Here is a 24,127-nt window from a genome sequence, read left to right as displayed (position 1 = left end):
GTCAGACCGCCTCTCCCTGACGGGCGGCCGCGAGGCGGACCGCGTCGAGGATCTTCTCGTAGCCCGTGCAGCGGCACAGGTTGCCGGAGAGGGCCTCACGGATGTCCTGGTCGGACGGGTCGCTCTGCCGCTCCAGGAGCTCGTCGGCGGCGATCAGCAGACCGGGGGTGCAGAAGCCGCACTGGACGGCGCCGGCGTCGATGAACGCCTGCTGGATCGGGGAGAGTTCGACGCCCTCGCCGGTCTGGGAGTCCTGACCGGGCTTGGCCTGCCACCTCTTGGCGGCGTCGAGCGGGGTGCCGCAGGCGCCCGTTCCGCAGGAGCCGTGCTCCGCGCGCTCCTTGGCGAACTCGGCGAGGCCCTCGACCGTGACGACCTCGCGGCCCTCGACCTGGCCGGCGGCGACGAGACAGGAACAGACGGGGACGCCGTCGAGGCGGACCGTGCAGGAACCGCACTCGCCCTGCTCGCAGGCGTTCTTGGAGCCGGGAAGGCCCATCCGCTCGCGCAGGACGTAGAGGAGGGACTCGCCCTCCCAGACGTCGTCGGCCTCCTGCGGACGTCCGTTGACCGTGAAATTGACGCGCATGTTATGCAGCTCCCTCAAGCGTGCGGCCGGTGCCGCGGTACTGCTCCCAGGTCCAGCCGAGCTGGCGGCGGGCCATGATGCCGACGGCGTGGCGGCGGTACTTCGCGGTGCCCCGGACGTCGTCGATCGGGTTCGCGGCGCCCGAGCAGAGGTCGGCGAACTGCTTCGCGATCGACGGGGTGATGATCTTTCCGTTGTCCCAGAAGCCGCCCTCCTCCAGGGCCGCGTTCAGGAAGGCCTCGGCCTCCTTGGCGCGGATCGGGGTCGGCGCGGCGGAGCCGATGCCGGTGCGCACGGTCCGGGTCTCCGGGTGGAGCGCGAGACCGAAGGCGCAGACGGCGATGACCATCGCGTTGCGGGTGCCGACCTTGGAGTACTGCTGGGGGCCGTCCGCCTTCTTGATGTGGACGGTCTTGATGAGCTCGTCGGGCTCCAGGGCGTTGCGCTTCACGCCCGTGTAGAACGCGTCGATCGGGATGAAGCGGCTGCCGCGCACCGACTCGACCTCGACCTCGGCGCCCGCGGCGAGCAGGGCCGGGTGGGCGTCGCCGGCCGGGGAGGCGGTGCCGAGGTTGCCGCCGACGCCGCCGCGGTTGCGGATCTGCGGGGAGGCGACCGTGTGCGAGGCGAGCGCCAGACCGGGCAGCTCGTCCCGCAGGCTCTCCATGATCCGGGTGTACGGGACGGAGGCGCCGAGCCGGACGTTCTCCTCGCCGACCTCCCACTCGCTCAGCAGCTCGATACGGTTCAGGTCCAGGAGGTACTCGGGACGCCGGTGGTCGAAGTTGATCTCGACCATGACGTCGGTACCGCCCGCGATGGGCACGGCCGTGGGGTGCTCGGCCTTGGCGGCGAGCGCCTCCTCCCAGCTGGCGGGGCGAAGGAAGTCCATGGTGGCTCTCTTCTAGTGATTCTGGTGATCGGATGATCAGTGCGGTGCGGATGGGCCCGGGAAGACGGCCGGCCCTCGACTTGTTCATGTGCTGTTCACGCGGTGTGTGGCCTAGTACACAAGGCCACGATCGCCCGGGTGCAGTCACCGAAAACATGAAGGAGTTGGCTGGTGCCCATCGTCGTCTTGTAGATTCGAACGAAAGACGGAGAACGGAAACCTCACCGTTTCCCCATGGAAACGGTGGCACCACCGACCCGTCGACAATGCGACACCCACGACCACTGACGAGAAGGACGGCGGCGACATCATGCGGCTGCGCGCACTGCTGGAGAACGACGCGCTGGGGCTGCGCCTGCTCGGCGGCGACGACGAGCTGGACCGCACCGTCCGGGGCGTGATGACGACGGACCTCAAGGACCCCAGCCGTTACCTGTCCGGCGGGGAACTGGTCCTGACCGGTCTCGCCTGGTTGCGGGAGCCCGAGGACGCCGAGCCCTTCGTCCGGATCCTGGCCTCGGCCGGGGTGGCGGCGCTCGCGGCGGGCGAGGCGGAGCTCGGGGACATCCCCGACGATCTCGTACAGGCGTGTTTGCGCCATCGGCTGCCGCTCTTCGCGGTCAACGAGTCCGTTGCGTTCGCGACGATCACCGAGCACGTCGTTCGACAGGTGTCGGGCGAGCGGGCCGGGGACCTGGCGGCCGTCGTGGACCGGCACCGGCGCCTGATGACCTCCGGCCCGGCGGGCGGCGGCCCCGAGGTCGTGCTCGACCTGCTCGGCTCCGACCTGGACCTGCGGGCCTGGGTCCTCTCCCCCACCGGCCGCCGGATCGCGGGCGCCGGGGAGCCCCTGGACAGCGGGCTCGCCGCCTCCCTGGCCGGTGAGCACCTGGCCGCCGTCCGGACCGGCCGGCGCGGCCCGCACCGGGTCTCCGGCGGCGGCACGACGTACTCGCTCTTCCCGATCCGCAACACCGGCCGGGGCGCCGCCCCGGCCGTCCGGGACGTGCGCGAGACGGTCCTCTCGGACTGGCTGCTCGCCGTCGAGGCGGACGCCGGGGACTGGCCGGCCGCCCGGCTGGACCTGCTCCAGGGCGTGACCCAGCTGATCGCGGTCGAGCGGGACCGGCGCGACGCGGCCCGCACCGTGCGGCGCCGGCTCGCCCAGGAGGTCCTGGAGCTGGTCCAGACGGGCGCCGCGCCCGCCGAGATCGCGGCCCGGCTGCGGGTGGCCGCCCCGGTGCTGCTGCCCGGACTCGGCACGGCCCCGCACTGGCAGGTCGTCGTCGCCCGGGTGGAGTGGGAGCAGGAGGCCGGCCTGGGCTCCCCGGTGGACGGCGGGCCGGTCGCACAGGCGCTCCTGGAGGAGATCCTCGTGGACCCGGCGGCCGTCGGCGCCGAGTCCGCCGACCGGATCGCCGTCGCGCACAGCGGGGACGAGGCCATCGCCCTGGTGCCGCTGGCCGCCGGGCCGCTGCCGGACAGCGAGGACGAGGGCGGTGCCGGAACCGTCGGCCTGCACGCCGACGCGCTCCTCGCCTCCGTACGGGCCCCGCTCTCCGCGGGCCTCGCCGACGACGGGCGCCTGACCCTGGGCGTCAGCGCGGCCGTGCACTCGGCGGAGGGCCTGCGCGGGGCCCTGGAGGAGGCCCGGCACGCCCGCCGGGTCGCGGCGGCCCGTCCGGGCCGGGTCTGCGCGGCCGGCCACCACGAGCTGGCCTCGCACGTGCTGCTGCTGCCGTTCGTCCCGGACGACGTCCGCCGGGCGTTCACGGCCCGGCTGCTCGACCCGCTGCGGGACTACGACCGGCGCCACCGGGCGGAGCTGATCCCGACCCTGGAGGCCTTCCTGGACTGCGACGGCTCCTGGACGCGCTGCGCGTCCCGGCTCCACCTGCACGTGAACACACTGCGGTACCGGGTGGGCCGGATCGAACAGCTCACCGGCCGCGACCTGTCCCGCCTGGAGGACAAGCTCGACTTCTTCCTGGCCCTGCGGATGAGCTGAGCGCCTTCGGCGGAAGCCCGGAAAGACATCCGGAAATTCACTCCTCCGGAGGAGTCCGAAGGAGTGGCGTACGGGCTGGTGGGGGCCCGCCGGCCGGGTCGGCGCACGGGCCCCGCCGGGGCCCCGCCCCAGGCCCCGCCGCGATCTGACGGGCCGTCGGGGGCGCTGCGAAGGGTGGTCACCACACCGATCGTCCCTTTGTGAAATCTTTCACCCGACCCCTTGGCCGGGTATGCCGCTTCGTGCTGAGATGCGGGTCTACTCAACAGCTCGATGGCGCGCTCGGGGAGGGCAATGTGGCGGATACCGCCATGTCTGGTTCCGAATCAAGGGATGGCGAAGATCCGTCCCTCGCCCACGGCAGGGAGACTCCCGTGGAGACCGCCGTGTGGCGTCTCCGCTCCCGGGGCTGCTGGACGGACGCGGCCGCGCTGCTCGCACCGCGCGCCGCCGAACCGACCGCGGCGCTCGAACGGGCCGCGCTGCTCATCGAGCGCTGCCTCTACACCGAGAAGGGCTGGGCCGACGCCGAGGAGGCCCTGAGGACGGCCGAGGCGGTCGCCCGCACCGACGAGGAGCGCGGGGCCGCCGCCTGCGAACGCGGCTACCTCGCCTACGCGTCCACCCTCCTCGGGGTCCGCGACCGGGCCGACGAGGCCCGGATGGCCCTGGGCCGGGCGGCGGCCCTGATCGCCCCCTCCGCCGAGGGCAGGCCGCTGCTCGACTTCCGGCGCGGCCTCGTCGCCCAGAACCTCGGCGACTCCCCGCAGGCGGCCCTGGCCGCGTACCGCAGGGCGCACGCGGGGGCGGTCGCCCAGGGGGACGCGCTGCTGCTCTCCTCGACGTGGCGCCACCTCGCCGGACTGGCCCTGCGGGAGGGCGAGTTGGCGGAGGCGCGGCACGGGTTCGCCGAATCGCTGAGGATCCGGGAGGAGTTGGGCTACCTGGTGGGTACGGCTCCGGCCCTCACCGCCCTGGCCACCACGGAGACCGAACCGGAGGCCGGACGGCTGCGGGCGGAGGCGCGGCGCCTCTTCCGGCTGCTCGGCGGGGTGCCGACCTGGCTGTCGGCCCAGCTCACCCCGCACCCGGCCACGTGAAAGGCCTCCGTCCGAAGGCCTCTTGACGCCGGGTCACCTCGCCGGGTCACCCGGGGCGCGTCCGGCGGATCACGGCCGGATCCGCCGGACGCGCCCCCGCCGGGTCACCTCCTCGCCGCGAGGCACAGCAGGCTCTCGTCGGTGCCGACGAGGAGGGACCCGGAGCCGGTGACGGCGACGGCGCGGACCGGGGGGCCCGGGCGGAAGGAGAGCTTCGGGCCGCCCTCCGGCCGGTGGAGTTCGACGATGCCGTCGGCCCAGGCCGCGGCGACCAGGGGGCCGTGCGGGGTCTCCGCGGCGTGCAGCGAGACCACCGGCGAGCGGCGTTCGGCCAGGGGTTCGGGGCGCGGGTCGCGGCCCGGCGTCCAGAGCCGTACGGTCCCGTCGGCGCCGCCGGAGCAGACGAAGGGGGTCTCGGACTCCACCGCCGCGACCGCCGTGACCCGGCCGCTGTGGGAGGCCGCCTGGTGGAGGCCGGTGAGGCCGAAGGCGTGCACGGAGCCGAGCCGGTCCCCCACCACCACCGAACCGCCGATCGCCGCGAGGGCCGTGCCGGGGTGGCGGGCGAGGGTCGCGGAGACCGCCTCGGTGAGGCGCTCCAGGTACGGGGGCCGGGGCGCCGTTCCCCGTACGGCGTGCAGCCGGCCCCGGTCGTCCAGGATCAGCACCGTGCCGTCCGGCGCGGGCGCGAGGGCGGCGATCCGGCCGGGGACGGTGTGCGCCAGGCGCCCGGCGGAGCTCGCGTCGGCCTCGTGCAGCAGGCGTACGGTGCCGGTGCGGTCGCTCACGAGCAGGGTGCCCTCCAGCGGGCCGCCCGCCGCGCCGAGGACGGCGACCGGGCCCGGCCAGGGCGGGGTCAGGTCGCCGCGGTGGCGGGCCCAGCGGAGCCGCCAGGGCGCGGCCGCCGCGAGGTCGGCGAGGGCGGGGCGCAGCCGGGGGTCGGCCCCGTCGCCGAGCGCGGCGAGCAGCACCAGGGCCCGTTCCGCCGGGGGCTGGGCCCGGCAGAGCGACTGCCCGGCCCGCATCCAGGCGGTGCGCAGGCCGCCGTGGTCGTCGGCGGTGGTCTCGCCGGGGCGGCCGGACGGCTCGGGCCCGTCGAGGGTGCCGGGCACGCCGGCCGGGGCGGAGCCGGTGACGTACGCCGTGGTGACGAGCAGCGGGTCGGCGGCGCAGACGGCGGCCGGGTCGGAGAGGTCCGGCAGCGGCCGGGCGGCGGGCTCCCCGGCCGCGTCGAGGGGTCCGGGGTCGCCGTCCAGGTCCACGACGGCGACCCGGCGGTCGGCGCGCAGGGCGGTCAGGGCGGGGGTGTCGTCGCGGGCCTCGACCACGAGCCGGACCCGGCCCACTCCGGCGAGTTCCGCGACCAGCCGGGCGAGCGCCCCGGGTTCGGCGGCGGCGTGCAGGTCCGTGAGGAGGAGGACGGTCCGGCCGGTGGGCCGCGCCTCGCCGGTGGCGAGGGCGTCGACGAGGTCGCCCGGCGTCCCGGCGACCACGCCGAGGCGGTCGGCGACGGTCCAGGTGACGCCGAGGACGCTCTGTCCCGCCAGCGGGACGAGCACCCGGGCGGAGCGGCGGCGGGGGCGGCCGGAGCGCGGGCCGTGCGCGGCGAGCCAGCCGAGCAGGGCCGTCTTGCCGCTGCCGGGGGCGCCGGTGACGAGGCAGATCCGGGGCGCGTCGGGGTCGGTGAGCCAGCCGAGCAGGGCCGCTGCCCCGGGTTCCGTACCGGTGGAGGGCCGGCGTCCGTCCCAGGCCGGGGACGGGGTCGCGGACGGCATGGGGACACCTCACGGACGGCACGGTGCGAGCGGCTGACGCCCCCGACCTTAGTCGTCCCGGGCGCTCAGCACTCCGATCCGGTGAAGTGCTCCCGCACCAGGGCCCGGACGACCGTCAGGTCCTGGGCGATCAGGGCGTCGAGCAGGGCGGTGTGCTCGGCGGCGTCGGCGACGAGGACGCCGTGGCTGACGGCGGGGGCGCTGATCAGGGGCCACTGGGAGCGGCGGTGGAGGTCGTCGGCGACGGCGAGGAGCTGCCGGTTCCCGGCGAGGGAGAGGACGGCCCGGTGGAAGGCGCGGTCGGCCTCGGCGTAGTGGGCGCGGTCGCCCCGGGCCGCGGCCGTCGCGGTGGCCTCGGCCAGCGGGCGCAGCCCGGCCCAGCGGGCGGCCGGGACGGTGCGGGCGAGCCGCAGCATGACGGGGACCTCGATGAGCGCGCGGATCTCGGCCAGCTCGGCGAGCTCGCGGGGGGTGCGCTCGGTGACGCGGAAGCCGCGGTTCGGCACGACCTCGACGGCGCCCTCGACGGCCAGGCGCTGCATGGCCTCGCGGACGGGGGTGGCGGAGACGCCGAAGCGCTCGGCGAGGGCGGGCGCGGAGTACACCTCGCCGGGGACGAGCTCGCCGCCGACCAGGGCGGTGCGGAGCGCTTCGAGGACCTGTCCGCGCACGGAGTGCCGCCGCACGGACCGGGGCACGAGCCCGGCCGGGCCGCCGCGGGCATGCTCGCCGCGCGCGTCCGGGAGGTCGCCGGGGGCCGGGGCCGCGTCCTGGTACCGCTCCGGTTCCGCTCCCCCGCCCGTCTCCCCGAACCGGGCCTGGCCGGGTACGCGGGCGGAGCGCGCGTCCGGGGTCCCGGCCGGGTCCGCCGGCTCCCCGTGCGCGGCGTCGGCGGGGGGCGAGTCCGGGGACGGGGCCCCCGTCGTCCGCTCGCGCGCCGCTCCCTGCTCCACCCGGGTCCTCCTGGGGCCTCGTACCGGGCCCGGCTCGCGTCGCGCGGGTCCCCTGTGCACCATAGGCGAACGGGCCGGTGCCGAGGGTGTGAGAGACGCCTCCCGGGTCGGAACGGTGTGCTGGTGGTGAGACACCCGATCGAATCGGGTAAGGTAAGCCTTACCTGTCGACGATCGCGATTCGGTGGTCCGCATGACCGTCCCCGCCCTGTTGCCCGCCCCGTCCGCCTCACCCGTCGCGGCCTCCTACGCCCGCCTCGCCGAGGTCTTCTCGTACCTGCGCATAGAGGAACACGCCCCCGGCGACCTCCTGCCGCGCGGCGAGGGCTGGGTCGGCGCGGAGGCGCTCGCGGCCGGCGGCGCCGAGCTGGACGCCTTCCTGGCCTGGGACGACGAGCAGGTGCGGCGCGACTACGGCGCGCAGGCCCGTCCCGACGTCGTCGCCAGCTTCGGACTGCACCGCTACGCCTGGCCCGCCTGCCTCCTGGTCACCGTCCCGTGGTTCCTGGACCGCCGGGTGCCCCGCCTCCCCGTCCGGAACGTCGCCTTCCAGCGCACGCTCGGGCGCATGGCGGTCCGGATCGAGGAGTTCGCCTGCCTGCCGGGCGATCCCGCCGCGGACCTGCCCGGCGCCCGGGTCGTCGCCGACGAGGAGGCGCTGCGGGCCGAGGTGCGCTCCTCGCTCGCCGAGCACTTCGAGGCGGTCCTCGACGGCTTCGGCTCCCGGATGCGGCGCGGCCGCCGGGCCCTGTGGGGCATGGCGACGGACGAGATCGTCGAGGGCCTCTGGTACGTGGGCAACCTGCTCGGCGAGGAGCGGCGGGCCACGGAGGAGCTGGAGCTCTTGATGCCGGGCACCGCCAAGCCGCACAAGCCGTACGCGGGGGCCGCGGGCTTCCGGGAGCTGCCCGGCGCCGAGGGGCCGGACGGCGCCCCGCTCACCACCCGCGACCGGGCCACCTGCTGCTTCTTCTACACGCTGCGCCCCGAGGACACCTGCGTCACCTGCCCGCGCACCTGCGACGCCGACCGGGTGCGCCGGCTGACCGCGGCCGCCTGACGATTACGCCACCCGGAAGGGTGGCGCCAATCGAACGCAACTCCCCTTCCCTGCAAGGGCGTTCGACCAGATCGCTCCTATTCGCACGGACCGGCACCCCGATGGCGTGGTCTTGCCCGGAAACGGCGTGAGCGCCGCGCGGGGTCGGTCAGTATGGGCGACCGAACGCCCTACCGCGATGCAAGGGACACCGCATGAGACTGACCGACATATCGCTGGACTGGCTGCTTCCCGGCGGCGTGATGGTCGCCGGGGTCCTGACGGCGGTGGCGGTGCTCGCGCGCGGGAAGCGCGCCGGTGACCAGGCCCCGGCCGAGGACTCCTGGGAACGCAGCGAGGAGCGCCGGAGGCGCAAGGAGGCGATCTACGGATTCGCCTCGTACGGCCTGCTGTTCTGCTGTGCGGCCGTCGCGGCCGCGCTCTCCTTCCACGGCCTCGTGGGCTTCGGCCGCCAGAACCTCAGCCTCTCCGGCGGCTGGGAGTACCTCGTGCCCTTCGGGCTCGACGGCGCGGCCATGTTCTGCTCGGTCCTCGCCGTCCGCGAGGCCAGCCACGGCGACGCGGCCCTCGGCTCGCGCCTGCTCGTCTGGCTGTTCGCGGGCGCGGCGGCCTGGTTCAACTGGGTGCACGCGCCCAGGGGCCTCGGCCACGACGGAGCCCCGCAGTTCTTCGCGGGGATGTCCCTCTCGGCGGCGGTCCTCTTCGACCGGGCGCTGAAGCAGACGCGCCGGGCCGCGCTGCGCGAGCAGGGCCTCGTGCCCCGCCCGCTGCCGCAGATCCGGATCGTCCGCTGGCTGAGGGCGCCCCGGGAGACCTTCGCGGCCTGGTCCCTGATGCTCCTGGAGAACGTGCGGACCCTGGACGAGGCGGTCGACGAGGTGCGGGAGGACCGCAAGGAGAAGGAGCAGAACCGGATCCGCAGGCGGGGCCAGGTGAAGCTGGACCGGGCCCGGCTCAAGGCGATCAACCGTCAGCACCGGTCCTTCGGGATCGGCCGCGGCGGTGGCCGCCAGGTCGAGATGGCGGCGCTGAACGCCACGGCCGCCCCGGGCACGGCGCCCGCCCAGGTCTCCGGGTCGGGCTCCACGACGGGCGCCGTCCAGGCGCCCGTCGTGGAGCCCGCCATAGCGGATCCCGGACAGCTGCCGCTTCGACCCCGGCCATCCCTGCAAGCCGTGAGGGGCGATGAGCCCCGTGCGGGAGACTCCCGGGCGGTGGACCTCACCGCCGAGGACGACACCCAGGCGCTGCCCCGTCTCGACTCCCTGGAGCGCAAGCTCAAGGACCTGGAGCAGCAGTTCGGCTGAGCAGTACGACAGCACGGAGAACGGCGGGGCCGCCCCTCAGGCGGCCCCGCCGTTCAGTTCGAACCACACCACCTTGCCCACCCCCTGGTCCTCGACTCCCCAGGAGTCGGCCAGCGCCTGGACGAGGACGAGTCCCCGGCCGTTCGTGCGGTCGTCGGCGGGCGGTGCCTCCGGCGCCCTCAGGCCCGGGACGAAGTCGCGCACCTCGACCCGTAACTGCTCGGGGACGACCGTCGCGGTCACGACGGCCCCGTGGTCGGTGTGGACCAGGGCGTTGGTCACCAGCTCGCTGGTGAGGAGCTCGGCCACGTCCGAGGCGCCCGGGTCGCCCCACTTCCGCAGCAGTTCCCGCAGGGCGTGCCGCACTTCCGGCACCGCGGTGAGATCCGCGCACCCCACCTTTCTGAGCAGCTGAGTCGGCTGTCGTGCCTCCCCGGTCATGTCCCCCCACCCGTGGTCGCGTCGAACAGGCTCACGGGGATGCATGCCCCACGGGACCGTCGGCATACATGGGTCGTGGCGGGGGGTCAGGGCCTGGGCACGTTCCGCAGGTTGGAGCGGGCCATCTGGAGCATCCTGCCCACGCCCCCGTCCAGGACCATCTTGCTCGCGGAGAGCGCGAAGCCGGTCACCATGTCCGCCTTGATCTTGGGCGGGATGGAGAGCGCGTTGGGGTCGGTGACGACGTCCACCAGGGCCGGGCCCTTGTGCTTGAAGGCCTCCTTGAGGGCGCCCGCGAGCTGCTTGGGCTTCTCGACCCGGATGCCGTGGGCGCCGGCGGCGCGGGCGATGGCGGCGAAGTCCGGGTTCTTGTTCGTCGTCCCGTAGGAGGGCAGGCCGGCGACCATCATCTCCAGCTCGACCATGCCGAGCGAGGAGTTGTTGAACACCACGACCTTCACGGGCAGGTCGTACTGGACCAGGGTGAGGAAGTCGCCCATGAGCATGGAGAAGCCGCCGTCGCCGGAGAGCGAGACGACCTGTCGGTTCAGATCGGTGAACTGGGCGCCGATCGCCTGCGGGAGCGCGTTCGCCATCGAGCCGTGGCTGAACGAGCCGATGATCCTGCGCCGCCCGTTGGGCGTGAGGTAGCGGGCCGCCCAGACGTTGCACATGCCGGTGTCGACGGTGAAGACGGCGTCGTCGTCGGCGAGTTCGTCGAGGACGGAGGCGACGTACTCGGGGTGGATCGGGGTGTGCTTCTCGACCTTGCGGGTGTAGGCCTTGACGACCCCTTCGAGGGCGTCGGCGTGCTTCTTGAGCATCTTGTCGAGGAAGCGCCGGTCCTTCTTGGCCCGGACCCGGGGGATCACGCAGCGCAGGGTCTCCCGGACGTCGCCCCAGACGGCGAGGTCGAGCCGGGAGCGGCGCCCGAGGTGCTCGGCCCTCACGTCCACCTGGACGATCTTGACGTCGTCGGGCAGGAAGGCGTTGTACGGGAAGTCGGTGCCGAGCAGGATCAGCAGGTCGCACTCGTGGGTGGCCTCGTAGGCGGCGCCGTACCCGAGCAGTCCGCTCATGCCGACGTCGTACGGGTTGTCGTACTGGATCCACTCCTTGCCGCGCAGGGCGTGGCCGACCGGCGCCTTGATCCGCTCGGCGAACCGCATCACCTCGGCGTGGGCACCGGCGGTGCCGCTGCCGCAGAAGAGCGTCACGCGGTCGGCGTCGTCGATCATCCGGACCAGGGCGTCGACCTCGGCGTCGCCCGGGCGGACGGTGGGCCGGGTGGTGACGAGCGCGGACTCCACGGTCTTCTCCGGGGCCGGCTCGGCGGCGACGTCGCCGGGCAGCGAGACGACGCTGACGCCGCCGCGGCCGACGGCGTGCTGGATCGCCGTGTGGAGCAGCCGGGGCATCTGCTTCGGGCTGGAGATCAGCTCGCTGTAGTGGCTGCACTCGCGGAACAGCTGGTCCGGGTGGGTCTCCTGGAAGTAGGAGAGGCCGATCTCGCTGGACGGGATCTGCGAGGCGAGGGCCAGCACCGGGGCCATGGAGCGGTGGGCGTCGTACAGGCCGTTGATGAGGTGCAGGTTGCCCGGTCCGCAGGAGCCCGCGCAGGCGGCGAGGCCACCGGTGATCTGGGCCTCGGCGCCCGCGGCGAAGGCGGCGACCTCCTCGTGCCGGACGTGGATCCAGTCGATCCCCTTGGTGCGGCGGATCGCGTCGACGACCGGGTTCAGGCTGTCGCCGACCACTCCGTAGAGGCGTTTCACGCCCGCGCGCACGAGGATGTCGACGAACTGCTCCGCTACGTTCTGCTTGGCCATGGTCCCATCAACACACGGCCCGGCGGATCACGCCTCCCAGACGGCCACCCCCGTACGGTCATCGGCGTAACCGGTCACCCTCAGCTGGACGTCGGCGAGGAAGGCGGCGAGGCCGGGCGGCTCCGCGTCGGCCCAGCGGCCGGCGAGCTCGCGGGCGAGGCCCGGCTCGCCGCGCACCGGGTCGGCGAGGCCGGACGAGGCCAGCAGCAGGGTGTCACCGGGGCGGGCTACGGAGGCACGGAAGCGGAACGGCTCGGCGGGCGGCGGCACGGGCTCCTCCACGAGCGGCCCGGGCGCGGTCGTGATGCCGAGGTCCATGGTGAGCCTGTCCTCCTCCTCGGTGGCCTCCGGGACGGACGGCGCGGGCGGCGGGGAGCCGAAGCCGACGACGGGGGCGCCGGTGACGGCGGTCCGCTCGGGCAGCAGCGGCTCGATGTCCTGCCAGGCGCCGTCGCGGAGCCGGAACAGACCGCCGCCACCGACGCCGAAGAAGACCCGGGTGCGGCAGTCGGGGTCGGCGGGGAGCAGGAGGCAGCGCAGGGAGGCGGTGTACTCGTCGGGGGCGAGGCCCCGCTCGGCGGCGCGGGCGCGCAGCTTGCCGTACGTGCGGTCGGTGAGCCGGTGCAGTCCGGACTTGAGGTCGCCGCGGCGGCCGGACCTGATGTCCTCGGAGAGCCGGCCTTGGCTGCGGCAGACCGCCTCCGCGATCCAGCGGCAGGCGTCGGCGGCGGCGAGGTGGGCGTCCTCGGCGGCCCGGGACCCGGCGGCGACGGCGACGAGGACGAGCGCGGCCTCGTCGTGGCCGAAGCGGGCGGTGAGGAGGGCGTCGCGGCGGGGCTCGCCCCGGAAGCGGGCCGAGTCGCCGCGCACGGAGGCGGCGCGCAGCGTGCAGGTGCCGTAGCGGGCGCCGTCGAGGACGGTGTCCGCGACCACGTCGGCGAGTTCGCCGGGACGGGCGACGGGCAGGGCGGTGGGCTCGGGCTCGTAGGTGGGCGGTCTGCTGCCGACGAATCCGGTACGGGGACGGGGGACGGGGACCTGGACGGTCGGGGCGTGGTCGGCCGGGGTGTGGCCGGTCGGAGCGTGGCCGGTGCGGGTCGACGACCGCTCCGCCTCCGGCTCCTGTTCCTTCTCCGCCTCCGGGTCCGATTCCGGTACCGGAGGGTCCGGAGGCACCGGCACCTGGACGGTGGGCGCTTCGACCGGCGGGGTGGGAAAGGTCCGCGGCCCGCTCTCGGCGGCCTCCCAGGGGGCTCGTTCCGGAACGGGCGGAACGACGACGGGCGGAACGGGAGCGGGCGGCTCGGGGGCCGCGACCGGCGCGGGCGGTACGGGAGGTACGGGCGGCGCGGTCGGTACGGGCGGTGGTTCCGGGGCCGGGCCGGGAGCGGTGCTCCTCGGAGCGGGAGCGGGAGCCGGAGGCGGCGCCGGTGCCGTGGCCCGGGGGTCCGGGCCCGCCGGGCGGGTGGTGCCCCTCGCGGCGGCCGGGACCACCGGGTCGGCCGGGCTCTTCGCGGCGGCCGGTTCCTTCGCGTCGGTCGGCGGGCCGCCCGGTGGGCCCGTCGTGGCGCGGGCCGCCGTGTCGAAGTGGTCGTCGAGCGTGTCACCCGAGACCGTCGGGGCCGTGTCCGGCGCCGACTCGTCGTAGAGCTTGTCCCACCAGCTGTCCCCCTGCTGAGTCATGCCCTTATTGTCCACCGCGCGAGGGGCCCGAAAACGGCACATCGGAAAAAGCGTTGCGGCGAATGGGTGGTCCGCCGGGCGGCCCCACCCCCCACGGGAAGGACGCCCGGCGGACCGGCGTGGTCAGCGCACGTCGTAGGCGCGGACCACGGTCTGGGTGACGGAGTTGCCCCCGGCGTCCGTCAGTTCGGTCTTCAGGGTGACCTGCTCGCCGGTCGCGCCCGCGTGGTTCACGGTCGCGGTCCAGCGGCCGCCCTGCCGGGAGACCCGCGCTTCGGTCCAGGTCGTACCGCCGTCGTAGGAGTACGAGAGCCTGGCCGAGGTGAGCGCCGCGGGGGTGTGCCCCGCGTGTCCCGTCGCGGTGAGGCCGATGTGCTGGCCGTCGGTCGCGGCGAGGGTCTTGAGGCCGTCCTCCGGAAGGTCGTACCGGGGGAAGAGAATCGGGATGCCCTGAGAATAGACGCTCTCGTCAAGCTTGGAGGTGAATTCCCACACCGAGTTGACGGAGGTGGAGCGGTTCCACACCTTGCTGCCGAGCTTCGTGGTGTTCTGTTCGAGCGTGTACGTCCCGGCTTCGGCCGGTACCTCGAAGACGCCGTGCGGCCAGCCGGTCTCGCCGATGAGCTCGCCGTCGCGGCGGAGGCGCAGGTTGCCGATGTCGCCGAAGGAGCCGGGCTCGGCGTGGTGGGTGGAGTCGCCCCACATCGCGGCGGCGAAGCCGATGAGGTTGCCCTGGCGCTCGGCGACGAGGACCGGCTTCCCGGTGGCGTCGCGCGGGGCGGTGGGGGCGAGGACGCCGTCGTACCAGCGCTCGGTGCGCCTCTCCCCCGCCCTGTAGGCGTGGCGGGTGCCGGCCATGAGCTCGCCGAAGGGGAAGTTGCTGCCGACCAGCTGCTCCCAGGCGGTGTCGCCGGTGGAGTAGTACTCGGTGCGGGTGCCGGGCACGGGGACCGTTTCGAGGGAGCCGAAGAAGACGCGGGTGCCGTTGGGGCGGTGGGCGGCGGGGCTGTCGAAGAAGTCGGTGGCGACGCCGGTGGAGCCGTACGTGGAGTCCGTGCGGCCGAGGGCGCCGTCGCGGACCCGGTACTCCTTGGCGGAGCGGATCGCGCCGGTCTCGGGGAACGCGAGGTTGTAGACGTACGGGCTCTTCGCGGTGGCCTTCCAGGCGAGGGTGACCGGGCCGGCGGCCAGCTCGCCCAGGAGCGCGGCGGCCTCCGCGGACGGGACGGAGAGGACGGGGAGGCCGTTGCCCATGAAGCCTCCGCCGGGGTACCAGCGGCCGGGGGCCGCGTGGTGGGCCAGGACGGCGACGGCCCCGGCGGCCTTGGCGTCGCGGGCGAGGACGCTCACCTGGTTGCTGTCGTCGGGGAGGCGGACGAGGGCGACGCGGTCCTTGACGCCGGCGGCCCTCAGTTCGTCGGGGGTGCCGGTTCCGGCGTCGACGAGGCGGGCGGAGCCGGTGCCGTCGAGGTTGTCGGAGGCGAGGGAGCCGGTGAGCGGGTGCAGGGTCAGCCCGTCGCCGGTGCGCAGGGAGGTGATCTGCGGGGCGGCGGCCCGCCAGTAGCTGCCGAACTCGAAGTCGCCGTCGTCGGCGCGGCCTTCGACCGAGGCGTAGTACGCGCGGACGGTGCGCGGTCCGGCGGCGGTGCCGGCGTGCGTCCAGGTGTCGTCCCAGGAGCGGGCGAACGCGAGGGTGGCGCCGCGGAGTTCGATGTCCTTGTCGGTCCGCACGGACAGCTCGTGGGCCCTGCGGGCGTCGAGGACGACGGTGGTGTCCTTCCTCAGCTCGAACTGCGGGCGGCCGAGGTAGCTGAGCGAGTCGGTCGGCGCGGCGCCCTCGCCCGGGTCGGGCGTGGTGACGTAGGAGGAGAGGAAGTAGCTGCCGGGGCGCAGGCGGAAGACCTGGTCGGTGGCGCCCTCGTTGAAGCGGCGCTCCCCGGTGGCGTCGTCGGTGCCGATGACGTCGAGGGAGGAGGCGCCGGAGGCGGGCTCGCCGAGGCGGTCGACCAGCTTGACGCGGAGGGTGACGGTCTCGGGCTCGACGTACAGCGAGAACGGCGTGGAGACGTGGACGCCGCCCCTGCCGGTGGCGATCACGCGGCCGGTGACGTCGCCGTACTGGGCGCGGTCCAGGCGGGCGGCCGGGTCGAGCTCCAGCGGGACCTCCACGGTGGCGCCGGCGGGGACGGTGACGGTGCGCTTGCCGAGGCGGGCGACGGGCGACTTCACGCGGGAGCCGTCGTTGCCGGTGACCCGCTCGACGGCCAGGTCGAGGGCGACCGGGGCGTTCGAGGTGTTGGTGTACGGGACGGAGACGGTGGTGCGGTCGCTCCTGTCCTGCGGCCAGGGGAAGGTGCCGCCCTGGACGGCGGGGGCGCCGAGGACCCTCTGGTCGACGGCGGCCTTGACGTCCAGGCGGCCGGCGCCGACCTCGCGGACGTCGCCGGGCAGGTCGCTCTCGGCGGAGGCGACGAGCGCCGCCTTGACCTGCCGGGCGGTCCAGTCGGGATGGCGCTGCTTGACGAGGGCGGCGGCGCCCGCGACGTGCGGGGTGGCCATCGACGTACCGGACATGGACCGGTAGGCGTACACGCCCCGGCCGCCCGCGGCGGCGGCGGATATGGCGACGCCGGGCGCGGCGATCTCCGGCTTGAGCGTGTGGTTGACGAGCGTCGGGCCTCGGCTGGAGAAGGACGCGGTGGAGTCGTCGCGGTCGGTGGCGCCGACGGTGAGGACGCCGGGCGCGCAGCCGGGCGAGGAGACCGTGTTGGGGGAGGGGCCGGTGTTTCCGGCGGCGACGACGAAGAGGGTGCCCCCGTTCCCGGCGAGCTCCTCGGCGGCGACGCTCATCGGGTCGGTGCAGTCGGTGGGGACGGGGCTGCCGAGGCTCATGGAGACGACGTCGGCGCCTTGGGCGACGGCCCACTCCATGCCGGCGATGATCCAGGAGATCGCGCCGGAGCCGGAGTCGTCGAGGACCTTGCCGTTGAGGAGTTCCGCGCCGGGCGCGACGCCCTTCTTCTTTCCGCCGCTCGCGGCGCCGGAACCGCCGACGGTGGAGAGGGTGTGGGTGCCGTGGCCCTGGCGGTCGCCGGTGGTGTCGGAGCCGGTGAAGTTCTCCGAGGCGACGACGCGGCCCTTGAGGTCGGGGTGGTCGGTGTCGGCTCCGGTGTCGAGGACGGCGACCCTGGTGCCCCTGCCGTCGTAGCCGGCGGCCCAGGCCTCGGGGGCGTGGACCTGCTTCGTGGAGCGTTCCAGGGTGGCCTCGACCTTGCGGTCGAGCCAGAGCTTCTCGATGCCGGAGGCGGCGCGGGCCTCCGGGGCGTCCACCTCGGCCCAGAAGGTGGCGGCGGTCTTCTTCTCCGCCCGGAGGGCGACGCCGTCGACGGCCTCGAGGACCTGGCCGCGCCGGGCGCCGCGCGGGGCGAGGGGGACGGAGCGGGCGACGTCGGAGCCGTAGACCGCGATGAGGGGCAGGGCGGTGGTGGCGGTGTCGTCGTAGCCCTGGCGGACGAGGCCGGTGACGTTGAAGAGCTCCTCGTCGACGCGTCCGGCGGCGAGCGCGGCGGTGGCGGCCTCGGGGTAGACGTACAGGTCCCGGCCGGAGCGGCGGGTCTGGACGAGGGGGACGGTGCCGTCCTCGCCGGGCAGGGCCGTGGCCGCCGGGACGCCCGCGGCGTCGCGGGTGACCAGGACGCGGTCGCCGGTGACCAGGGTCACCGTGGTGGTCCCGGCCCCGGCGCGGGCCGGGGCCTCGCTGCCGACCGGGGGCCGCTTGCCGGCCGTTCCGTCCTGCGGCACGTTCGCCACGGACGGCGCGACCGCGGTGGCGGCCAGGACGGCGGCGGTCGCCGCCCCCAGGGCCGTACGCGAAATCGGGCGCATCACTCTCCCCATCGTTTTCCGGGCACGGCGGAGCGAATCGCCCGTTCCCGGAGGCTGTTGGTGCTGCGGTGGCGCCACATTGGCAGAGGTGAGGGCGGTACAGGGATGATGAGCCGGGCGGGAACACGCCGTGGCCGTTTTCCGCCAGGTCACCGACGGAACGAAAGCCTCCGGCGGGCGTCCCCGGAAGACGCGGGGCGCCCGGCGCGGGTGGGGCGAGGGGTGGGGCATCCATGCTGGGAGCGATAGGACTCGACGAGCGCCAGGAATCGGCGTACCGCGCTCTGGTCTCGCTGGGCGCGGCCGAGGTCACGGACCTCGCCCACCGGCTCGCCCTGCCCGAGCAGGAGACCGAACGGGCCCTGCGGCGCCTCGAGTCGCAGGGGCTCGCCGCCCAGTCCTCGGCCTGCACCGGGCGATGGGTCGCGGCCCCGCCCGGGGTGGCGCTCGGCGCGCTGCTCACCCAGCAGCGCCACGAGCTGGAGCAGGCCGAGCTGGCGGCGGCGCTCCTCGCCGAGGAGTACCGGGCGGAGGCGGCGGAGGCGGCCGTGCACGACCTGGTGGAGGTGGTGACCGGGGCGAGCGCGGTGACCCACCGCTTCCTCCAGCTCCAGCTGGGCGCGACGGAGGAGGTCTGCGCCCTGGTGACGGGCAAGCCGATCGCGGTCTCCGGCCTGGAGAACGACGCGGAGGAGCAGGCGGCCGGGCGGGGCGTGCGCTACCGGGTGGTGATCGAGCGCGAGGTGCTCTCCCTGCCGACGGGGCTGATGGAGCTCTCGGCGGCGCTCGGCCGCGAGGAGCGCATCCGGATCGCGGACCGGGTCCCCACGAAGCTGGTCGTCGCCGACCGGTCCCTGGCGATGGTGCCGCTGACCGGGCGGGGCGTGGAGCCGGCGGCGATCGTGGTGCACGCGAGCGGGCTCCTCGAATCGCTGATGGGGCTCTTCGAGTCGGTGTGGCGGGAGGCGCTGCCGCTGCGGCTCGGGGCGGGCGCCCAGATCACCGAGGACGAGGCGCCGGGCCCGGACGCGGTGGACCTGGAGATCCTCTCCCTGCTGCTCGCCGGGATGACGGACGCGAGCGTGGCGAAGCAGCTCGACCTGGGGCTGCGGACGGTGCAGCGGCGGGTGAAGGGGCTGATGGAGCTGTCGGGCGTCTCGACCAGGCTGCAGCTGGGCTGGCACGCGTACGAGAAGGGGTGGGTGGCGCGGAGGTGAGGCGGGGACGGGCCGGGGGCGGGGTCGGGGAACCGGCTCTGGGGCCGGGCCCCGGGCCCGGGCCCGCGCGCCTCCGACCACCGTCCCCGTCCTTCGCCTCCCGCCCTTCGCCTCCCGTCCGCCCTCCTCCGTCCCCCGGCCGCCGTCCCCCGTCCGCCCGCCGCGACCTGCGGGAATCCGCGGTGTCGTGCACGCTGGGCAGCGTGGGTGTGTGGCAGCTCCTGATGGTCGCGACGGTGATGCTGCTCGGTCTGTTCGGGGTCCTGGCGCCCGGCGTGCCGGGAACGTGGCTGGTGTGGGCGGCGATGCTCTGGTGGTCGCTGCACGAGCGGACGGACCTCGCATGGATCCTGCTCGCCTCCTCGACCGGTCTGCTGCTGCTCACCCAGGTGGTCGTCTGGCAGCTGCCGGCGCGCCGGTTCCGGGGGGTCGGCATCACCCGCCGGATGGTGGCGTACGCCGGGGCGGGCGCGCTCCTGGGCTTCGTCCTGGTCCCGGTGGTCGGCGCGGTGCCCGGCTTCGTGGGCGGGATCTACCTCGCGGAGCGGCTCCGCCTGGGCGGGCACGGGCAGGCCAGGGCGGCGACCCGGACGGTGATGCGGGCGGCCGGCACGAGCGTGCTCGTGGAGCTGTTCGCCTGTCTGCTGGTCGTGGGGGCGTGGGCGGGGGCGGTGCTCTGGGGCTGAGGGTGCGGGTCCTGGTCCCGGAGACGGAGGCGGCGTCGGTCCCGTCGCCGATCCGCCGGGCGGGGATCGGCGCGATCCTGGACCCATGAGGAACTTCGAGGGTTTCAGCGGGACGGAGTGGACCTACCTCACGGAGGACCGGGGGCGGCTCGGCCGGATGGCGACCGTCGACCCGTCCGGGCAGCCGCAGGCCAACCCGGTGGGGTTCTTCCCGCAGGAGGACGGCACCGTGCTGATCGGCGGGTTCGCGATGGGGCGTACGAAGAAGTGGCGCAACCTGCGGGAGAACCCGAAGGTGGCCCTGGTCGTGGACGACGTGGTGAGCGTCCGCCCCTGGCGGGTGCGGGGCGTCGAGATCCGCGGCGAGGCGGAGCTGCTCGTGGGCCCGCACGGCCTGGGGCCGCACTTCAGCGAGGAGGTCGTCCGGATCCGTCCGCACCGGATCCACAGCTGGGGACTCGACGACTCCCGGGACGCGGACGCCTGAGGGTCACCCGGAGCGGGGTCCGGGGGTGGCCGGGACCATGAGGTAGCGGGCGGCGTAGGAGCGCCAGGGGCGCCATTCCCCGGTGTCGGGGAAGTCCGGCGGGGCGGTGTCGGGGCGGGGAGCCGGGGGCGCGCCGAGGCCGGGGGCCGAGGTCGCACCGACGCCGGGAGTCGAGGTCGCGCCGGGCCCGGCACCCGGAAAGACGCCGGGCCCGGCCCCCGGAAGCACGTCGGGACCGGTCTCCGGGAACACACCGGTGCAGGTCTCCGGGAACACGTCGGGGTCGCCGAGGGCCCGCATCCGGATCAGGGCGGCGGCCCCGGGGGTCACTCCGGGGACGGCGAGCAGCGCGCGCTCCGCCTCGTCGCGGTCGGCGCCGGGGTCGAGCCGTACGGCTCCGTCGGCGAGGGCGCGGGCCAGCGGCCCCGCGACGGGGTGGCCGGTCAGGTCCCGGGGCGCCGGGAAGAGGTGGGTGAGGCCGCCGCAGGCGGTGGCCAACGGGGTGCCGTGCTCCTCGACGACCCGGGCGGACTCCCCGGCGCCGAGGAGGGTCCGCAGCGCGAACTCCTCGGGTTCGGCCGTGCCCGGGGAGCGGACGCCGGGCCGGGCGGCCACCCGGGCGGCGAGCCCGGGGGCGGCCCCGAGGCGTTCGGCGACGGCGTAGGGGTCGGCGTCCAGGTCGAAGAGGCGGCGGAGCCGGTGCACGGCGGTGGTCAGGTCGCGCAGCTCGGTGAGGTGGATGCGGGCGTCGAGCCAGCGCCCGGCGGAGCGCTCGTCGACGGAGACGATCCCGGTGCCGTACGGAAGGCGGAGGGTGCGCCGGTAGGTGCGGGCGCCGGGGGCGCCGGCGACCTCCTCGACGCGGGGCACGGCCTCGGCGGCGAGCAGGTCGAAGACCTCGCCGGCCGCGTACGGCCCGCGGTGGGCGAGCCGGAGCGGCACTCCGGCGGCGAGGGCGGTGCGGGCTCCCGCGCCGGTGCCGGCCTCGGCGCGCAGGGCGGTGGGGGTGCGGGCGTAGACGGCGCGGATCGTGTCGTTGAACTGGCGGACGCTGGCGAAGCCGGCCGCGAAGGCGATCTCGGTGACAGGGAGGTGGGTGGTCTGGAGCAGCAGCCGGGCGGTGTGGGCGCGCTGGGCGCGGGCGAGGGCGACGGGTCCGGCGCCGAGTTCGGCGGTGAGCTGGCGCTGGACCTGGCGGGTGCTGTAGCCGAGGCGTCCGGCGAGGCCGGGGACGCCCTCGCGGTCGACGACGCCGTCGCCGATCATGCGGACGGCGCGGCCGACGACGTCGGCCCGGACGTTCCACTCGGCGGAGCCGGGCACGGCGTCCGGGCGGCAGCGGCGGCAGGCCCGGAAGCCGTGGCCCTGGGCGGCGGCGGCCGTCGGGAAGAAGGCGACGTTCCGCCGCTTGGGGGTGACGGCGGGGCAGCTGGGACGGCAGTAGATGCCGGTGGTCCGGACGGCGAAGAAGAACTCTCCGTCGAACCGCGCGTCCCTGCTGGTGACCGCCTCGTAGCGGGTGTCGTCGTCCCTCACGGTCTCCAGTGTGCGGGGGCGCACGGCCCGGGGCTCGCGGTTTTCGGACACCGCGCTCCCCCGGGGCCGTACGCCCTCGCCCGTAAGGGCTACCGCAGGCGTCCGTTGCGCTTGAACTCGACGGCGGCGCGACCGGCGGTCATCGTGCGCTTCCAGTCCTTGCGGATCTCGTTGCGCAGGCGGGCGTCGGTCTTGGCGACGAGCCGCTGGTTCTCGCGCATGAGCTTGCGGAAGCTCTCCAGGCGGCGGACGGGCAGGGTGCCGTCCTCGATGGCGGCCGCCACGGCGCAGCCCGGCTCCGCCTCGTGGGCGCAGTCGTGGAAGCGGCACTCGGCAGCCAGTTCCTCGATCTCCGAGAAGACCTGGCCGACGCCGGCCTCGGCGTCCCAGAGTCCGACGCCGCGAAGGCCGGGGGTGTCGATGAGGACGCCCCCGCCCGGCAGGACGAAGAGGTTGCGGGTGGTGGTGGTGTGGCGGCCCTTGCCGTCGACGTCGCGGGCGGCTTGGACGGACATGACGTCCTCGCCGACGAGGGCGTTGGCGAGGGTCGACTTGCCGGCGCCGGAGACGCCGAGCAGCACGGTCGTGCCGCCCGCGACCACCGCGGAGAGCACGTCGACCCCCTCGCCCGTGGCCGAGCTGAGGGGCAGCACCTGCACGCCGGGGGCGACGGTCTCGACGTCCTCGACGAGGTAGGAGAGGCCGACGGGGTCGGGGACGAGGTCCGCCTTGGTGAGGACGACGATCGGCTGGGCGCCGGACTCCCAGGCCAGGGCGAGGAAGCGTTCGATCCGGCCGAGGTCGAGCTCGACGGCGAGCGAGACGGCGATGACGGCGTGGTCGACGTTGGCGGCGAGGATCTGTCCCTCGGACCGCTTGGAGGAGGTGGAGCGCGCGAAGGCGGTGCGGCGCGGCAGGCACGTCCGCACGTACCGGGGGTCGCCGGCGCCCTCGGGGTCGACGGCGGCCCAGTCACCGGTGCAGACGACCCGGAGCGGGTCGTGCGGGGTGACGAACGCCGTGTCGGCGCGGACGGTCCCGTCGGCGGTGACGACGTCGCACTGCCCGCGGTCGACCCGGACGACCCGCCCGGGGACGAGCCCCCGCGCGGCGTACGGCTCGAAGGCGGCGGCCCAGCCGGAGTCCCAGCCGTGGGCGTCGAGCAGGGAGGAGGAACCGGGGGAAAGCGAGGAAGACAAGGGGAACCCTTCGAAGGGCGGCCCCGGCGGCGCGCTCCGAGCGCGCGGATCGAGTGGGTGTCAGCCGGAGGCCACGGGGGTGGGAACGATGAACTCCTGAATGCGGGCAGTGCCCGTCACCGTGACAGTCATCAATGTCCTCACCTCCGGCTTCTTCTCTACGTACCGACGTACCGACGTACCGGCGCACCGATCACCGCTCACTCACGAGCGGACGGTCAGCACCATAGCCCCCTCCCGTGGCACGGCACCACCGAATTGAACGCCGCTGCCGACGGCTCAGCGGGACCGCACGGACCGGCTCGCCGGGCTTCGCCCCGGCTGACGTGGACCGGTGGGGCTCCTGGCCCGGCGTCAGTCCTTCTCCCAGTTCGAGTGCAGGCGGGACTTCACGTCGTCCGGGGGGAGGAACTTCGACCAGCGCTCGGGGAACTCGGAGGGCATGTCCGGGTCGTCCTCGTCGACCTCGTCGGCCTCGGCGCGGACGCGGGCGACGAGTTCCGCCGCCTGGACGGCGCGGGCCCGTTCGTTGGCCTCGCGGGCCGCGGCGGTGGCGACGGAGGGCCAGACGCGGTCGATCGCGGCGTTGACGGCGGCGCCGACGAGGACGGCGAAGGCCGAGACGCCGATCCAGAGGAGGACGGCGATGGGCGCGGCGAGGGAGCCGTAGATGGTGGGGCCCTCGACCTGGCTGGTCAGGTAGATGCGCAGCAGGAAGCTTCCGAGGGTCCACATGGCGAGTGCGACGAGGGCGCCGGGGATGTCCTCGATCCACGGCGACCTGACCGGCACGGACACGTGGTAGAGCGTGGTGAGGAAGGCGATGGAGAGGAGGATGACGGCCGGCCAGTACAGGACGGAGACGACCTCCGTGCCCCAGGGGATGAGCTCGACGACCCGGTCGGGGCCGACGACGGCCAGTGGCAGCACGACGGCGCCGATGACCAGGGCCACGAGGTAGAGCAGGAAGGCGAGGAGCCGGGTCTTCACGATGCCCCGGTGCCCGTCGAGGCCGTACATGACGGTGATGGTGTCGATGAAGACGTTCACCGCGCGGGAGCCGGACCAGAGGGCGATGGCGAAGCCGAGGGAGATCAGGTCGGGCCGTTTGCCCCGGGTGACGTCGTCCAGGACCGGTTTGGCGATCTCCTCGACGCCCCGGTCGGAGAGGACCGTTCCGGCGGCGCGGAGGATGTTCTCCTGGATGCTGGTGACGGTGTCGGTGTTGGTCCAGTCGTCGGCGTAGCCCAGGAGGGCGATCAGGCCGAGGAGCAGGGGCGGCAGGGACAGCAGGGTGAAGAACGCCGCCTCGGCGGCGAGGCCGAGGATCCGGTACTCGACGCACGAGTTGACGGTGTCCTTGAGGAGCAGCCAGACCAGCTTCCGCTTCGAGACGTTGCGGTAGAGCACACGGGCGCGGTGGAGCCTGCTCCAGGGCCGCCCCTCGGGCCGTTCGGGTGTTTCTCTTGCTGCCTGCACC

18 protein-coding genes are annotated in these 24,127 nt (G+C 74.7%); 7 read left to right on the top strand and 11 right to left on the bottom strand.

The genetic code is table 11. The annotated features are described in order from the left end of the window. Position 1: 1 nt before the first annotated feature. Both ACIQKA_RS28020 and ACIQKA_RS28015 read right to left on the bottom strand, forming a co-directional pair. Entirely contained in the window at positions 2-589 is a 588-nt protein-coding gene (locus ACIQKA_RS28020) for a (2Fe-2S)-binding protein (RefSeq protein WP_383155547.1), read from the bottom strand. A gap of 1 nt (position 590) precedes the next feature. Then, a complete protein-coding gene (locus ACIQKA_RS28015) occupies positions 591-1,481 on the bottom strand; it encodes an FAD binding domain-containing protein (protein WP_386373723.1) in 891 nt (296 codons plus the stop codon). Between the two features lie 310 nt (positions 1,482-1,791). Here ACIQKA_RS28015 and ACIQKA_RS28010 point away from each other — a divergent pair, with 310 nt between their 5' ends. Together ACIQKA_RS28010 and ACIQKA_RS28005 are read left to right on the top strand one after the other, a co-directional pair. After that, entirely contained in the window at positions 1,792-3,489 is a 1,698-nt protein-coding gene (locus tag ACIQKA_RS28010) for a PucR family transcriptional regulator (RefSeq protein WP_383436223.1), read from the top strand. A 311-nt stretch (positions 3,490-3,800) separates the two neighbouring features. After that, positions 3,801-4,589 carry a hypothetical protein gene (locus ACIQKA_RS28005; RefSeq protein WP_402542763.1) on the top strand — a complete coding sequence of 263 codons (789 nt, stop codon included), beginning with the start codon at positions 3,801-3,803 and terminating at the stop codon, positions 4,587-4,589. Positions 4,590-4,693: 104 nt separating this feature from the next. Here the strand turns inward: ACIQKA_RS28005 and ACIQKA_RS28000 are convergent, their stop codons facing one another. Together ACIQKA_RS28000 and ACIQKA_RS27995 are read right to left on the bottom strand one after the other, a co-directional pair. Beyond that, positions 4,694-6,364, bottom strand: a complete 1,671-nt coding sequence (locus tag ACIQKA_RS28000) for a WD40 repeat domain-containing protein (protein WP_390110935.1) — start codon at positions 6,362-6,364, stop codon at positions 4,694-4,696. Between the two features lie 65 nt (positions 6,365-6,429). Then, on the bottom strand, positions 6,430-7,317 hold the full coding sequence (locus ACIQKA_RS27995; RefSeq protein WP_391096330.1) for an FCD domain-containing protein: 888 nt from the start codon (positions 7,315-7,317) through the stop codon (positions 6,430-6,432). 193 nt (positions 7,318-7,510) lie between these two features. On the opposite strand from ACIQKA_RS27995, the gene ACIQKA_RS27990 reads away from it, so the two are divergent. Further along, positions 7,511-8,377 carry a (2Fe-2S)-binding protein gene (locus ACIQKA_RS27990; RefSeq protein WP_383151025.1) on the top strand — a complete coding sequence of 289 codons (867 nt, stop codon included), beginning with the start codon at positions 7,511-7,513 and terminating at the stop codon, positions 8,375-8,377. 194 nt (positions 8,378-8,571) lie between these two features. Further along, entirely contained in the window at positions 8,572-9,684 is a 1,113-nt protein-coding gene (locus ACIQKA_RS27985) for a DUF2637 domain-containing protein (protein ID WP_383151024.1), read from the top strand. A 36-nt stretch (positions 9,685-9,720) separates the two neighbouring features. Here ACIQKA_RS27985 and ACIQKA_RS27980 read toward each other — a convergent pair whose 3' ends face one another. The 4 genes from ACIQKA_RS27980 to ACIQKA_RS27965 all read right to left on the bottom strand — a co-directional run bounded on the left by ACIQKA_RS27980 (position 9,721) and on the right by ACIQKA_RS27965 (position 17,522). Beyond that, the gene (locus ACIQKA_RS27980) at positions 9,721-10,125 is read right to left on the bottom strand and encodes an ATP-binding protein (protein ID WP_383151023.1); all 405 of its coding nucleotides are present in this window, start codon (positions 10,123-10,125) and stop codon (positions 9,721-9,723) included. An 86-nt stretch (positions 10,126-10,211) separates the two neighbouring features. Further along, on the bottom strand, positions 10,212-11,954 hold the full coding sequence (locus ACIQKA_RS27975) for a pyruvate dehydrogenase (RefSeq protein ID WP_383432544.1): 1,743 nt from the start codon (positions 11,952-11,954) through the stop codon (positions 10,212-10,214). Positions 11,955-11,981: 27 nt separating this feature from the next. After that, complete coding sequence (locus ACIQKA_RS27970; protein ID WP_402542762.1) at positions 11,982-13,637, bottom strand: protein phosphatase 2C domain-containing protein; 1,656 nt, start codon at positions 13,635-13,637, stop codon at positions 11,982-11,984. Between the two features lie 123 nt (positions 13,638-13,760). Next, positions 13,761-17,522 (bottom strand): S8 family peptidase, encoded by a 3,762-nt coding sequence (locus ACIQKA_RS27965; RefSeq protein WP_402542761.1) that lies wholly within the window; start codon positions 17,520-17,522, stop codon positions 13,761-13,763. Between the two features lie 233 nt (positions 17,523-17,755). Here ACIQKA_RS27965 and ACIQKA_RS27960 point away from each other — a divergent pair, with 233 nt between their 5' ends. The 3 genes from ACIQKA_RS27960 (at position 17,756) to ACIQKA_RS27950 (ending at position 19,912) form a co-directional block, all read left to right on the top strand. Continuing rightward, positions 17,756-18,739: a helix-turn-helix domain-containing protein gene (locus tag ACIQKA_RS27960; RefSeq protein ID WP_390110924.1), complete on the top strand. Its 984-nt coding sequence runs from the start codon at positions 17,756-17,758 to the stop codon at positions 18,737-18,739. A gap of 203 nt (positions 18,740-18,942) precedes the next feature. Continuing rightward, positions 18,943-19,425, top strand: coding sequence for a DUF456 domain-containing protein (locus ACIQKA_RS27955; protein ID WP_383432550.1), 483 nt, complete (start codon positions 18,943-18,945; stop codon positions 19,423-19,425). Positions 19,426-19,510: 85 nt separating this feature from the next. Continuing rightward, positions 19,511-19,912, top strand: a complete 402-nt coding sequence (locus ACIQKA_RS27950; protein WP_383432552.1) for a PPOX class F420-dependent oxidoreductase — start codon at positions 19,511-19,513, stop codon at positions 19,910-19,912. A gap of 3 nt (positions 19,913-19,915) precedes the next feature. Here ACIQKA_RS27950 and ACIQKA_RS27945 read toward each other — a convergent pair whose 3' ends face one another. The 3 genes from ACIQKA_RS27945 to ACIQKA_RS27935 all read right to left on the bottom strand — a co-directional run bounded on the left by ACIQKA_RS27945 (position 19,916) and on the right by ACIQKA_RS27935 (position 24,126). Beyond that, positions 19,916-21,448 (bottom strand): DNA-3-methyladenine glycosylase 2 family protein, encoded by a 1,533-nt coding sequence (locus ACIQKA_RS27945; RefSeq protein ID WP_390110921.1) that lies wholly within the window; start codon positions 21,446-21,448, stop codon positions 19,916-19,918. Between the two features lie 89 nt (positions 21,449-21,537). After that, positions 21,538-22,647: a ribosome small subunit-dependent GTPase A gene (rsgA, locus tag ACIQKA_RS27940; protein WP_402542760.1), complete on the bottom strand. Its 1,110-nt coding sequence runs from the start codon at positions 22,645-22,647 to the stop codon at positions 21,538-21,540. Positions 22,648-23,001: 354 nt separating this feature from the next. After that, positions 23,002-24,126 carry a YihY/virulence factor BrkB family protein gene (locus ACIQKA_RS27935; RefSeq protein WP_383150991.1) on the bottom strand — a complete coding sequence of 375 codons (1,125 nt, stop codon included), beginning with the start codon at positions 24,124-24,126 and terminating at the stop codon, positions 23,002-23,004. Position 24,127 lies beyond the last annotated feature (1 nt).

This window comes from Streptomyces sp. NPDC092045, from assembly GCF_044756005.1.
Classification (GTDB): Bacteria; Actinomycetota; Actinomycetes; order Streptomycetales; family Streptomycetaceae; genus Streptomyces.
The sequence above is the reverse complement of the archived record's forward strand: the minus strand, read 5'-3'. Positions and strand labels throughout refer to the sequence as shown.